Origin of the sequence: Pseudomonas sp. Tn43 (genome assembly GCF_014192635.1) — a bacterium.
Classification (GTDB): Bacteria; Pseudomonadota; Gammaproteobacteria; order Pseudomonadales; family Pseudomonadaceae; genus Aquipseudomonas.
This window is the reverse complement of record NZ_JACHYG010000001.1, coordinates 601,341-613,991: the sequence shown is the minus strand read 5'-3', so window position 1 is coordinate 613,991 and position 12,651 is coordinate 601,341. Positions and strand designations below refer to the sequence as shown.

Annotated in this window: 11 protein-coding genes; 9 read left to right on the top strand and 2 right to left on the bottom strand. The window is 60.8% G+C overall.

The genetic code is table 11. The features are described 5' to 3' along the window. Positions 1–42 precede the first annotated feature (42 nt). Positions 43–1,551 (bottom strand): PLP-dependent aminotransferase family protein, encoded by a 1,509-nt coding sequence (locus tag FHW68_RS02715; protein ID WP_183678609.1) that lies wholly within the window; start codon positions 1,549–1,551, stop codon positions 43–45. Positions 1,552–1,782: 231 nt separating this feature from the next. On the opposite strand from FHW68_RS02715, the gene FHW68_RS02710 reads away from it, so the two are divergent. The 7 genes from FHW68_RS02710 to FHW68_RS02680 all read left to right on the top strand — a co-directional run bounded on the left by FHW68_RS02710 (position 1,783) and on the right by FHW68_RS02680 (position 8,183). Beyond that, on the top strand, positions 1,783–2,763 hold the full coding sequence (locus FHW68_RS02710; RefSeq protein ID WP_095632941.1) for a quinone oxidoreductase: 981 nt from the start codon (positions 1,783–1,785) through the stop codon (positions 2,761–2,763). Between the two features lie 14 nt (positions 2,764–2,777). Then, positions 2,778–3,626 carry a TauD/TfdA family dioxygenase gene (locus FHW68_RS02705; RefSeq protein WP_095632940.1) on the top strand — a complete coding sequence of 283 codons (849 nt, stop codon included), beginning with the start codon at positions 2,778–2,780 and terminating at the stop codon, positions 3,624–3,626. A gap of 88 nt (positions 3,627–3,714) precedes the next feature. Beyond that, positions 3,715–4,767, top strand: coding sequence for a 3-keto-5-aminohexanoate cleavage protein (locus FHW68_RS02700; RefSeq protein WP_183678607.1), 1,053 nt, complete (start codon positions 3,715–3,717; stop codon positions 4,765–4,767). Positions 4,768–4,859: 92 nt separating this feature from the next. Further along, on the top strand, positions 4,860–6,191 hold the full coding sequence (locus FHW68_RS02695; RefSeq protein WP_183678605.1) for an MFS transporter: 1,332 nt from the start codon (positions 4,860–4,862) through the stop codon (positions 6,189–6,191). Next, positions 6,188–6,853, top strand: coding sequence for a DsbA family oxidoreductase (locus tag FHW68_RS02690; protein ID WP_095632937.1), 666 nt, complete (start codon positions 6,188–6,190; stop codon positions 6,851–6,853). Before FHW68_RS02695 ends, FHW68_RS02690 begins: the two co-directional genes overlap by 4 nt. Continuing rightward, the gene (locus tag FHW68_RS02685; protein WP_183678603.1) at positions 6,850–7,176 is read left to right on the top strand and encodes a Rieske 2Fe-2S domain-containing protein; all 327 of its coding nucleotides are present in this window, start codon (positions 6,850–6,852) and stop codon (positions 7,174–7,176) included. Before FHW68_RS02690 ends, FHW68_RS02685 begins: the two co-directional genes overlap by 4 nt. Then, positions 7,173–8,183 carry a YeiH family protein gene (locus FHW68_RS02680; protein ID WP_183678601.1) on the top strand — a complete coding sequence of 337 codons (1,011 nt, stop codon included), beginning with the start codon at positions 7,173–7,175 and terminating at the stop codon, positions 8,181–8,183. Before FHW68_RS02685 ends, FHW68_RS02680 begins: the two co-directional genes overlap by 4 nt. Positions 8,184–8,525: 342 nt before the next feature. Here the strand turns inward: FHW68_RS02680 and FHW68_RS02675 are convergent, their stop codons facing one another. Continuing rightward, positions 8,526–9,578 carry an AraC family transcriptional regulator gene (locus FHW68_RS02675; RefSeq protein WP_095632934.1) on the bottom strand — a complete coding sequence of 351 codons (1,053 nt, stop codon included), beginning with the start codon at positions 9,576–9,578 and terminating at the stop codon, positions 8,526–8,528. Between the two features lie 356 nt (positions 9,579–9,934). On the opposite strand from FHW68_RS02675, the gene FHW68_RS02670 reads away from it, so the two are divergent. Both FHW68_RS02670 and FHW68_RS02665 read left to right on the top strand, forming a co-directional pair. Beyond that, the gene (locus FHW68_RS02670; RefSeq protein WP_183678599.1) at positions 9,935–10,501 is read left to right on the top strand and encodes an alpha/beta hydrolase; all 567 of its coding nucleotides are present in this window, start codon (positions 9,935–9,937) and stop codon (positions 10,499–10,501) included. Positions 10,502–10,630: 129 nt separating this feature from the next. Next, on the top strand, positions 10,631–12,643 hold the full coding sequence (locus tag FHW68_RS02665; RefSeq protein ID WP_183678597.1) for a DUF1302 domain-containing protein: 2,013 nt from the start codon (positions 10,631–10,633) through the stop codon (positions 12,641–12,643). Positions 12,644–12,651: the final 8 nt, after the last annotated feature.

Below are 12,651 nucleotides of genomic sequence, written 5' to 3'. Positions count from 1 at the left end.
ATAGATCCATTATCAGTTAAATCATAAGACCACTTGCCTTGCTCAAGTGGCCTGCTGCAGGTACCCCATTTGGCTCAAGGCCCGGGCCAGCGCCTCGACGCGCTCTTGCGCCTGGCTCTCAGGCGTACCGGCAAAACCGATGAGCAGCGCAGGTGGCAAAGCATGCTCAAGGCAGTAGTCGCTCAGGGCATAGGTGTGGATGTTATGCCGGGCCAGTTCCCTGGCGATGGCGTCGTCATCAAGGGTGGGCGGCAGCCAGGCGATCAAGTGCATGCCGGCGTCCACCGGAGTGATATTGAAGAAGCCGCCCAGCTGTCGCTGAAGTTGCTCGACCAGTGCTTGCTGGCGGGCCTGGTACAGCGCACGCATGCGACGAATATGGCCGAGGAAGTGGCCTTCGCGCATGAAGTCCGCCGTCGTCGCCTGGAGCAGCGTGGGCGGGCTGCGATCCATCACCGCGCGCAGGGTACAGAAGGGTTCGATCAGGGCTTGCGGCAATATCACATAGCCCAGCCTCAGCGAGGGGAAGAGCACTTTGCTGAACGTGCCGACGTAGATCACTCGCGCCATCCGATCCATGGCGTAGAGCGCGGGAAGAAGGCGACCGCTGTAGCGAAACTCACTGTCGCAATCGTCCTCGATAATCCAGCTCTGATACTGCGCGGCCCAGTCGATGAGCGCCTGGCGCCGCGCATAACTCATGGTCACGCCCAAAGGATGCTGGCGAGATGGCGTGGTGAACACCAGGCGGGCGTCAGGGCACTCGGCCAGGCCTTGCCGCAGATCAATCCCCTGTTCATCGATCCGCAACGGGATCACCTGAGCCCCCTGGGCCTGCAACGCAATGCGCGCCGCGATGTGCCCAGGGTCTTCCATCCACACGCTGTCCTGCGGATTGAGCAACAGCATGCCCAGCAAGTTGAAGGCTTGCTGAGCCCCTGAAACGATGACCACCTGTTCGGCACTGCAATCGATGCCACGGGCATCAAAGACGTATTCGGCAATCGCCACGCGCAAGGCCTGTAACCCTTGCAGTTCGCCATAGCCAAGCATGGCTTTGGTCGGCTTGAGCAAGTGGCGGTTCATCAAGCGCCGCCATACCGCGAGCGGGAACGCGTCATAGCTACTGTGGCTGGGCAGGAATGAGGTGGGGGTCGCGGGGTCCCAATCGGTATAGGACACCCCGCGAAAATGACGGCTGCGCAATGACAGCATGGACTGGCTCAGGTCTGACAGGCGCGGTGGCTGGCGCTGCTGCTCTTCGTCGGCAGTCCCTCGACGCTCCCACTCATTGCCGACATAAGTGCCCGCGCCGGTGCGCGAGGCCAGGAAACCTTCGGCAATCAGCTGATCGAATGCATTGAGAATGGTGATCCGCGACAGCGCCAATTCCTGGCTCAGGGTCCGCGTCGACGGCAGGCGCACGCCCCCTTGCATTTTTCCGCTGAGAATCTGTTTGCGAATCTGCAAATAGAGTTGGCGGTACAGGGGGATGGTGCTGGCACGGTCCAGCTCGATAGCCGATAGCAGCAAACCTGCAGGGGATTTCATCGCATGCTCATCTGGAGGGGAGGTTGACCTGGAACACCATCATACCGACGTGTGCAGGGTATCGAGAGGCACTGGATAAGTCATCCATGGCCGCTGTTGATGCAGTGCCCACTGTCATGAAATGAAAAGCCATTGTCGTCTGATGAGAAGCGACTGCGCAGACGGCGTCCTACAGTCCAATCAGCGCAATTCGACGCAGCACGTCCAACTTGAGACTGGAGAATAAGAAAAATGGCCAAAGCCGTACGCTTCTACGAAACCGGTGGTCCCGAAGTCCTTCGTTATGAAGAGGTCGACGTCGGCGATCCCGGTCCAGGCCAGGTTCGTCTTCGTCATGTGGCGGTGGGCCTGAACTATGCCGACACCTATTTTCGCAATGGCACTTACCCGATCCCGATGCCCAACGGCATGGGGGTTGAGGCCTCTGGTGTGGTTCAGGCCATCGGCGCAGGGGTGACCAACGTACAAGTCGGTGATCGCGTCACCTACACCGGTTTTCTCAATACATTGGGCGCCTACAGCACCGAACGTCTGATCCCGGCCGCGCCGCTGATCAAATTGCCGGAAACCATCAGTTTCGAGACTGCCGCGGCCATGACCATGCGCGGCCTGACGTCCTCATACCTGATGCGACGCATTTACGACTTCAAGCCCGGCGACAGCATTCTGCTGCACGCCGCTGCCGGTGGTGTCGGCCTGATCGTTTCGCAGTGGGCCAAGCTGCTCGGCCTGAACGTCATTGGCACCGTCTCCACCGAGGCGAAGGGTGAAATTGCCCTGGCCCATGGCTGCGAGCATGTCATCAATTACAGCCACGAAGACGTCGCCCAGCGCGTTCGCGAGCTGACGGACGGCGTGGGGGTCAACGTGGTGTTCGACAGTGTTGGCAAGAACACCTTCATGGGCTCGCTGGACTCGCTCAAGCGTCGCGGTTTGATGGTGTGCGTCGGCACGGCATCCGGGCCGATCCCGGCTTTCGATCCGGTATTGCTGGCGATGAAAGGCTCGCTGTTCCTGACCCGTCCGGCCCTGGCCGATTACATCGCCGACCCGGCGGAAAAAACCGCGTTGGCGGGCGAGTTGTTCGATCATGTCGGCAGCGGCCGGATCAAGATCGAGATCAACCAGCACTATGCTTTGCAGGATGCCGTGCAGGCCCATCGCGACCTGGAATCACGCAAGACCACGGGCTCATCGATTTTCGTCATTTAAGGGAGTCGTCCGCCATGAAAGTCGAACAATTGACCTGCAACATTGGCGCTGAGCTGGTGGGTGTCAACCTGGCCGATGCAGTCCATGACGACGGTCTTTTTGCCGAGATTCGTGCTCAGTTGCTCAAGCATCGGGTGGTGTTCCTGCGTGATCAGGACATCACACGCCAGGAGCATGTGGCATTCGCCCGACGCTTTGGCGAACTGGAGGATCATCCGGTGGCCGGCAGTGATCCGGATCATCCCGGGCTGGTGCGTATCTACAAGAACCCGGACCAGCCGATGGACCGCTACGAAAACGCCTGGCACACCGACGCGACCTGGCGCGAGGCGCCGCCGATGGGCTGCGTGCTGCGTTGCATAGAATGCCCTCCGGTGGGCGGCGACACCATGTGGGCCAACATGGTCGAGGCCTATGCGCGCTTGCCCGAAGACGTGAAGGTGAAGATCGCCGACCTGCGTGCGCGCCATAGCATCGAAGCGAGTTTCGGTGCCGCCATGCCGATCGAAAAGCGTCTGGCACTCAAGGCGATGTACCCGGATGCCGAGCACCCGGTGGTGCGCACCCACCCGGAAACCGGGGAAAAGGTGCTGTTCGTCAACGCTTTCACGACGCACCTGAGCAACTACCACACCCCCGAGCGGGTGCGCTTCGGCCAGGACGCCAACCCGGGCGCAAGCGAGTTGCTGCGCTACCTGATCAGCCAGGCCTACATCCCCGAGTATCAGGTGCGCTGGCGCTGGAAACCCAACAGCATCGCCATCTGGGACAACCGCAGCACCCAGCACTACGCCGTCATGGATTATCCGCCGTGCCATCGCAAGATGGAACGCGCCGGCATCATCGGCGACACGACTTACTGATCTGACCGCAGCTGCATTCGCACTTGTAAACCCGCCTGCCAGGCACGATCCCGGGTGGGCGCAACAATCATAAGAACAGGAGTAACTCATGCAATTCTTCGACGATTCCCTGCACCCGGAAAACATGGAAAAGGTGGTGATCACCGTGGCCCCGTATGGCCCCGAGTGGATGCCGGAAGACTTCCCCGAAGACATCCCGCTGACCATGGACGAGCAGGTGCAAAAGGCGGTTGAGTGTTATGAGGCGGGTGCAACGGTATTGCACCTGCACGTGCGTGAATTGGACGGCAAGGGTTCCAAGCGTCTGTCCAAGTTCAACGAGTTGATCGCCGGTGTGCGTGAAGCCGTGCCGGACATGATCATCCAGGTCGGTGGCTCGATTTCCTTCGCCCCCGAAAGCGATGGCGAAGCCGCCAAGTGGCTGTCTGACGATACCCGGCACATGCTGGCCGAGCTGACGCCAAAACCGGATCAGGTCACGGTGGCCATCAACACCACCCAGATGAACATCATGGAGCTGCTGTATCCGGAATACCTGGAAGGCACCTCCCTGGCCAATCCTGCCTATCAGGCGGCGTACAGCGAAATGACTGTGCCGGCCGGCCCGGCCTGGGTCGCCGAGCACCTCAAGCGTCTGATGGACAACGGCATCCAGCCGCACTTCCAGCTGACCGGCATGCATGCCATGGAAACCCTTGAGCGCCTGGTGCGCAAGGGCGTCTACAAGGGCCCGTTGAACCTGACCTGGATTGGTATCGGCGGCGGTTTCGATGGCCCCAATCCGTTCAACTTCTTCAACTTCATCCACCGCGCGCCGGACGGTTGCACCCTGACCGCCGAATCGCTGCTCAAGAATGTGTTGCCATTCAACACCATGGCGCTGGCCATGGGCATGCACCCGCGCGTAGGCATTGAAGACACTATCATTGATCACAAGGGCAAGCGTTTCAGCTCGGTGCAGCAGATTGAGCAGACCGTGCGTGTCGCCCATGAACTGGGTCGCGAAATCGCCACGGGTAAAGAAGCCCGTGAGATCTATCGCATCGGTGTGCAGTACCAAAGCATCGAAGAAACCCTGTTGGCCAATGGCATGGCCCCCAACCGCAAGGCCGGGCAGAAAGGTGTGCCGCAACGCAGCTGATCGGCAGACGCAGCGGGGGGCCAATGGCCTCCTGCTCGCTGCCCTGCAACACGCTTGATAACAACAATAAAACGAAGCTTTGAGGAGGCTGCATGGCCTTTCACCCAATCGCCGCAGACGATGATGACTGCAGTGGCGTCGGCGTTGCGCGCAAGTACGCCTGGATTGTGTTTGCGCTGACGTTCGGTTTGTTGATTTCCGACTACATGTCGCGTCAGGTGCTGAACGCGGTGTTCCCGATGCTCAAGGGCGAATGGGCCCTGAGCGACGGCCAGCTCGGCCTGCTCAGTGGCATTGTCGCCCTGATGGTGGGGCTGCTGACCATTCCCCTGTCATTGCTGGCGGATCGCTTCGGCCGGGTAAAAAGCCTGGCGCTGATGGCTTTGCTGTGGAGCCTGGCGACCCTGGGCTGCGCTTTGGCGCAGGACTATCAGCAGATGTTCATTGCACGGTTCATGGTCGGCGTCGGTGAAGCGGCGTACGGCAGCGTCGGCATCGCCGTGGTGATTTCGGTGTTCCCAAAACACATGCGTGCAACCCTGGCCAGTGCATTCATGGCCGGTGGCATGTTCGGTTCGGTATTAGGGATGGCACTGGGCGGTGCAATCGCCGCCAAGCTTGGCTGGCGCTGGTCATTTGCCGGCATGGCGCTGTTTGGCCTGCTGTTGGCGGTGCTTTATCCGATCATCGTCAAGGAAGCACGCATTGCGCCGCAACGTGCCGCTCAGGCGGCGAACAAGACGGCTGCCGCGGTCAAGCGGCCGTTGCGTACGCTATTTTCCAGCCGCTCGGTGATCGCGGCCTACATCGGCAGTGGCTTGCAACTGTTCGTCGGCGGCACCGTCATTGTGTGGATGCCCAGTTACCTCAATCGTTATTACGACATGGCCACTGACAAGGCGGGGGGCCTCGCGGCGATCATCGTGCTGTGCAGCGGTGCGGGAATGATCCTGTGCGGCATGCTCAGTGATCGACTGTGTCGCCATTCGCCGGAGCGCAAAGTGACCTTGGCCATCGCTTATTGCCTGGGCAGTTGCCTGCTGTTGTCGGCAGCGTTCGCCCTGCCGGCAGGGCCAGGGCAATTGGGACTGATCTGCCTGGGTATGTTGATTGCCGCCGGCACGACCGGCCCTTGCGGAGCCATGGTTGCCAACCTGACCCATTACTCGGTCCATGGCACGGCCTTCGCCACGCTGACCTTGGCCAACAATATGCTGGGGCTGGCACCCGGGCCGTTCATCACCGGCAGGGTGTCCGACCTTATCGGTTTGCAGGCTGCTTTTCAGCTGGTGCCGCTGGTCAGCATCGCGGCAGCGGCGGTGTTCTTTTATGCCAAGTGTCACTACCGCAAAGACATTGCCCGGCTCAAGGGCGAGCAAGTTCTCGATTCGATTGGCAAAACGGCGTTAGAGGTGAAGTTGTGAGTGGTCGTTTACGTATTGATGTGTTTTTCGATTTCATCTGCCCGTGGTGCCTGATCGGCAAGCGTCAACTGAAGCGCGCGCAAGACCTGCTGCGCGTGCAGCAACCCGACGTGGAAATCACCACGGTGTGGCACGGGGTGCAGTTGCTGCCACAGCTGCCGGCACAGGGTGAACCCTTCGCCGATTTTTACCTCAAGCGTCTGGGCAGTCCTGAAGCGGTAGCGATGCGCCAGGCCCAGGTGCGGCAGGCAGCGATGGCGGTGGGTGTGCCCATCGATTTGAGCCGTATCCCCAACATGCCCAATACCGCCGACGCCCATCGCTTGCTGGAGCGGGCGAGGGCGCTGGGCAATAGCGCCCAATGCGATGTGTTGCTGGAACGTTTGTTCGCGGCCTACTTTCAGTTTGGCGAAAATCTTGGCTGCCCGGACACCTTGCTGGTCATCGCCCGCTCGTGTGGCTTCAACGCTGCGGCGATGGCCTCCTTTCTGCAAGGTGACGGCGAACCTTACGTCGGCAACGAGGCGGGAGCGGCCAGCGGCGTACCCAATTTTCAGTTCGACCGTCGCCTGACATTGGTGGGCGCACAGCCTGCCGAGGTGCTGCTGGAGGCCATGTGCGAAGCCTTGGTTGAAAGTACTCGCAAGCGGCAACCGGCATGAGTCTTCGTATTCCCGTGCCCGCTGCAAAACTCCCGCCGGCAGGCGGTCGTGCGCTGTTCGAATTCGAGGGCAAAAGCCTGGCGTTATTCAACGTCGAAGGTGACTTGTTCGCCATCGACGACAGTTGCCCGCACCAGGGCGCCTCGCTGTGTGGCGGGCGTCTTGAGGGGCGGGTGATTCAGTGTTGTGCCCATGGCCTGCGCTTCGATCTGCGCAGCGGTTACTTGCTCAATTCAACCCAGCTCAAAGTCGCCAACTACCCCGTCGAGATCATCGACGGTCAGGCATTCATCGTCATCGTTCCCCAGGAGTCCGTGCCATGAGCGCTCTCGCTCTTACCCGTATCCATAGCCGAACGCGCGAATTGGCGCCGGGGTTTGTCGTCAGCCTGATCGTGGCGGCGGCGGCGTCCTTTTTGTCCGAGCATTACGGCGCGCCGGTGATGCTGTTCGCGTTGTTATTGGGCATGGCGCTGAACTTCCTGGCCGGGGATGGCGCCTGCAAGGCGGGCATCGAATTCACGGCACGCACGGTGTTGCGCATTGGCGTGGCGTTGCTGGGCATGCGCATCACCCTCGAACAGATTGCCGCGCTGGGCTGGAAGCCTGTGGCGCTGGTGGTGATTGTGGTGGTGGTGACGATCGGCGTCTCGGTGATTGCGGCCAAGGCGCTGGGTTTTCAACGCTTGTTCGGCATGCTGACAGGTGGGGCCACCGCGATTTGTGGTGCATCGGCGGCGTTGGCGCTGGCGGCGGCATTGCCGAACCATCCGCAGAAAGAACGCGCAACGTTGTTCACGGTGATTGGGGTGTCGGCGCTGTCGACCCTGGCGATGATTGTGTACCCGATGATTGCCAACTGGCTGTCGTTGTCGCCGCAAGTGGCGGGCGTGTTCCTGGGGGCGACCATTCACGATGTCGCCCAGGTGGTCGGTGCCGGTTACAGCATGTCGACCGAGACCGGCGATACGGCCACGGTGATCAAGCTGATGCGGGTTGCCATGCTGCTGCCGGTGATCGTCTGCGCCGCGATGATTACCCGCATGCAAGGCGCCGACCCGACCGGCAAACGACCGCCGCTGCTGCCATGGTTCGCCGTCGGCTTTCTGATTCTGGCCTGTATCAACAGCACCGGCTGGATAGCCCCGGTGGTGCAGGGCTCGGTCAATGAATTGTCGCGCTGGTGCCTGGTGGTTTCCATCAGCGCCCTGGGCATGAAAACCCAGCTCAAGGAACTGGCGGCGGTGGGCATCAAGCCAATCCTGCTGATGGTGGGGGAAACGGTGTTCCTGGTCGTGCTGGTGCTGCTGTTGTTGCGCTGGGGGCTCTAAGCCCGTTGAAAATATTGGCAGCCGTAATGCTATCCCGTAGGAGCTGTCGAGCCTGCGAAGCTGCGATCGGCCGTAGCAGCTGTCGAGCTCCAGCGAGGCTGCGTCCGGCTGCGAAGCAGTCGTGAATCCGGCTGACGCGGTTTGCCTGATGCACCGCAGGTTCTGGTTTTACGACTGCTTCGCAGCCGATCGCAGCCTCGCTGGAGCTCGACAGCTCCTACGGGGGCCGGACTTTGTTTCACATTGCATTGGGACTCCTCGGCCGGTGTGTCATAAACACCGGTTCTTTTGCGGTGACTGTGCCAGCAGTCGCCGTTTTTTTTTGCCTGGTTTGCGTCCGCTTCAGGGTTCGCTGGAGCCGGGCAGGGGGCTCAGGTCTGATGGTGCTTTGACGGGGTGCTTTTGCGCGCTGCGCCATGCGGCGGGCGGCATGCCGAACTGGGTGATGAACCAGCGTGTGAAGGAACTCGCCATGGAATAGCCGAGCATGTCGGCAATGCGTCCCAGCGAATAATTCGGGTTTTCCAGGTAGCGCAACACCAGGTCGCGGCGCACGTCGTTGATCAGGTCGTTGAAGGCGCAGCCATCGTCTTTCAGGCGACGTTGCAGGGTACGTACGTTCATGCCTTGGGTCTGGGCGATCTGCTCGATGGTGGCGCGCCCCATCGGCAGCAGCAGGTAGATGGCTTTGCGCACCTCGAACAGCATCGAAGGGCCTTCGTGGCTGAGCAGCGAGTCGAGGTAGCTCTGGGCGTAACGAGCCATGGCCGGGTCGGCATTGGGGTTGGTCACGTCGAGGCTGGCGTCGGAGCAGACAATGCCGTTGAACTCGCTGCCGAACTCCAGCTTGCAACCGAACAGGCGCCGATGCAGTTGCAGGTTGTCGGGAGGCTGGTGCGTGAAGTTGACGCTGTAAGGGTGCCAGTGGGTGCCGAGCAGCGCGGCGCACAGGCGGAACATCACACCGATGGCCAGTTCGGTGGCTTGCCGGCTGGGCATCGGCGACTCGGTGACCACCTCTTCGCGAATGATCACCATCTTGCCGGCTTCTTCAATGAAGATGGCCAATGAATCGTTCATCAGATGACGGTAATGCACCACCACCTGCAAGGCATCTCGCAGCGTTCGCTGGTGGCTGAGCAGCAGGCTGACCACGCCGAAGTCCGACAGCTGACGGGACTCGGCCATGCTCAGGCCGAAGCTCTGGCAGCCACTGGCGGCGGCCGAATCTTCCAGCAGGCGTACGGCGGCATCAATGGGGATGCGGTGTTCGGGCGCTTGCAGCAGCGCTTTGCTCAAGCCGACGCCGGCCAATACATCACGCGGGTTGAACCCCAGGTATTGAGTGACCTCCAGGTAGTTGGTCAAGACAGCGGCGCGAACAAGCTTGGGCATGCGAAGTTCTTTCCTGGGCCGGTTGCGATTCGGATGAGCGTGGCGACTATATCCAGCACATCAGCAATTGAACAGTTGTGACGTTGTCGAGAGAACTCACCCGATTCTGTCCAGAAGCCCCTGCGTGGTTGTCGAGCAAACGACGCTCACCCATTGATTACAGTGACCCACAGCGAAGCTGGGGGCTTTTTCGACCAGTGGTCGGGGCACGCCAGTCTCGGCAAATTTGTCATGAAAAGAAAAGTGCCTGACGTCCAATGAAAAGCACCTGGGGTGGGGGGTCTTTAATGTCAGTCCTACAAAAAGCCCCTGGCGTATAGAGCCAGTCGAGTCATCGAGAAAGCGAAGGTGTTGAAGTGGACAAACTGCAAACTGCCGCAACCGTTCTGATCGTACCGGGTCTGCGCGAGCACGTTACCGAGCATTGGCAAACGCTGCTTGAGGCAAGGCTGTGCAAGGTACGCAGTGTGCCGCCCCTGGAAACCGACAAGCTCGATTGCGCCAAGCGTGTCGAAGCGATCCAGCACGCGCTGGAGCAGATCGACGGGCCGGTGATCCTGGTCGCTCACAGCGCCGGTGTGCTGATGGTCGCGCACTGGGCAGCGCAGCACAGTCGGCCGATCAAGGGCGCGCTGCTGGCCACGCCTCCGGACCTCGATGCTCAATGGCCGCAAGGCTACCCATCTGCCGAAACCCTGCGTACCCAGGGTTGGAATCCTCTACCCAAAGAGCCACTGCCATTCCGCAGCCTGGTGGCCGCCAGTACCAACGACCACCTTGCCAGCCTGGATGCCGCCACTCGCCTGGCGCACAGCTGGGGCAGTGAACTGCTCAACCTGGGCGAGGTGGGTCATCTCAATCCGGCAGCAGGGTTTGGCCACTGGCCGCAAGCCGAAGCACTCATCCTGGAGCTGGATCGCTAGTTCAGGCGCCGGTTGGCCCCAGCCATCCGGTATTTGCCCTCATTCCTGAAAAACGCAAACACCTGAAACAAGGGTTGCGCGAGGGCGGCTGCGCTTAAAACAAATACAAAAAGGCGGAGAGACAACGCAATGTACAACAATAAGAGTCACGGCTTCGCACCCTCGCGATACACCTTGCTGGCCTCGGCCATTCTGGCCGCAGCCATGCCGGTCGCGCAGGCGGTCGAATTCGAGACAGGTAACCCGGACTGGACCGTGCGTGTTGATAACACCGTGAAGTACAACTACGGCGTACGCACCGAAAGCGCCGACAAGCGGATGTTGGCGACACCGAACAACAACGATGGCGATTACAACTTCCGCAAGGCCGGAACCAACATCACCAACCGTATCGACCTGTTGACCGAGATGGATGTGGTCTACCAGAACCACATGGGCTTTCGCGTCAGCGCCGCCAGCTGGTACGACAAGGCCTACGAGAATACCGGTTCCAATTCCAACCCGTTCGTCAACGGCAATGACGCAAGGTCGGGTCTGGTGGCCAACGATCCGCGCCTGGCCGGGGTCACCGGCGACAATGTCGGCAACGGCAGCCCGCACCTGAGCAACTACGCCCAGCGTTACTACACCGGTCCATCCGGCGAAATCCTCGATGCCTTCGTGTTCTACAGCACCGAAGTGGGCGAGGAGTCGCTGTTGAGCGCCAAGGCCGGCCAGCACAACGTGTTCTGGGGAGAAACCATCCTCAACCCGGTGCACTCGATCAGTTATGGCCAGTCCGGCCTGGACCTGGCCAAACTGGCCGCCTCGCCGGGGACCGAAGCCAAGGAACTGTTCGTTCCGCGTAACCAGTTGTCGATGTCGTTCACCGTCAATCCCGAGTTGACCGTGGGTGCTCAGTATTTCCTGGATTGGGATGCCGCCCGCCTGCCTGAAGCCGGTACTTACTATGGCGGCTCCGATCTGGTCGGCTTCGGTGCGCAATCGTTCCTGCTGGGCAACACCAATGGCGTGGTGCCGGGCAGCCCGCTGGGTTGTGGTCTGGCGCCCTGCAACGGGCTGACCAATGTGCGTCGCGGTCACGACCTGACGCCAGACAAGCGCGGAGACTGGGGCGTGATGGCCAAGTGGTCGCCGGCCTGGCTGGATGGCACCCTCGGCGTTTACTACCGCGAAACCTCGGAAATCCTGCCGCAAGCCTGGCTGGATGCCAGAGGCCTGAGTTCGGCCAACCCCAACGGCACCCGGCCGGCAGGGCAAGTGCCTGCGGTGATCAACACGCTCAACTCGCTGAGCACCGCCACCTATCAAATGGCCTATGCCGACAACATCAAGATCGTTGGCCTGAGCCTGTCCAAAGACGTTGGCGGGATCAGCGTCGGGTCGGACCTGAACATTCGTCACAACATGCCGTTGGCCAGTATTCCGGCGATTGTCAGCACTAACAGCCCACTCGGTCTGGGCGCGGGCCTTGGCCTGTTGCCGGGGCGTACGGCGGCCACCGGTGTGGTTTATGACAACCCGCAGAAGGGCGACAGCATGGCCGCCACCGGCGACACCTTGCACTGGACGCTCAACGGCCTGATGACCTTCCCGAAAACCCCGGTGTTCGATTCGGCCAGCCTGCTCGCCGAGTTGTACTACAGCAACTTGCTCAAGCTCGATAGCAAGAACGAGGCGCTCTACAAGGGTAAGGATACCTATCGCGGTATCGACCAGCCGACCCGGGACAACTGGGGCATCGCGGTCAACTTCACACCGACCTGGTACCAGGTGTTTCCCGGTGTCGACCTCAACGCACCGATGTCCATCAACATCGGTCTGGACGGCGTGTCACCGGTGTCCGGTGGCGGTGCCAAAGACACCGGCAACTATGCCGTGGGCGTAGGGGCTGTTGTGTACAACAAATACTTCATCGACCTGAAGTACGTGGACTCCTTCGGCGAGACCGACAAGTGCGACACCAGCGGTCTGAGCAGCGGCGCGGCCAATGCCGGCAGCGGCGACGGGTCCACACCCAATGCCTTTAGCGGCAATGAAAACTACGCGTGTTACGGCGGCGGCTACTCAGCCTTCTCCGGTGGTGGTGCCACGACTGAGGACCGTGGCGCCGTTTACCTGACGATGAAAACCACTTTTTGATGCACCAC

What these genes read in the sequence shown, in the direction of transcription:
- FHW68_RS02715 (WP_183678609.1), bottom strand. Translation starts at nt 1,551, where the DNA reads ATGAAATCCCCTGCAGGTTTGCTGCTATCGGCTATCGAGCTGGACCGT.
- FHW68_RS02710 (WP_095632941.1), top strand. Translation starts at nt 1,783, where the DNA reads ATGGCCAAAGCCGTACGCTTCTACGAAACCGGTGGTCCCGAAGTCCTT.
- FHW68_RS02705 (WP_095632940.1), top strand. Translation starts at nt 2,778, where the DNA reads ATGAAAGTCGAACAATTGACCTGCAACATTGGCGCTGAGCTGGTGGGT.
- FHW68_RS02700 (WP_183678607.1), top strand. Translation starts at nt 3,715, where the DNA reads ATGCAATTCTTCGACGATTCCCTGCACCCGGAAAACATGGAAAAGGTG.
- FHW68_RS02695 (WP_183678605.1), top strand. Translation starts at nt 4,860, where the DNA reads ATGGCCTTTCACCCAATCGCCGCAGACGATGATGACTGCAGTGGCGTC.
- FHW68_RS02685 (WP_183678603.1), top strand. Translation starts at nt 6,850, where the DNA reads ATGAGTCTTCGTATTCCCGTGCCCGCTGCAAAACTCCCGCCGGCAGGC.
- FHW68_RS02680 (WP_183678601.1), top strand. Translation starts at nt 7,173, where the DNA reads ATGAGCGCTCTCGCTCTTACCCGTATCCATAGCCGAACGCGCGAATTG.
- FHW68_RS02675 (WP_095632934.1), bottom strand. Translation starts at nt 9,578, where the DNA reads ATGCCCAAGCTTGTTCGCGCCGCTGTCTTGACCAACTACCTGGAGGTC.
- FHW68_RS02665 (WP_183678597.1), top strand. Translation starts at nt 10,631, where the DNA reads ATGTACAACAATAAGAGTCACGGCTTCGCACCCTCGCGATACACCTTG.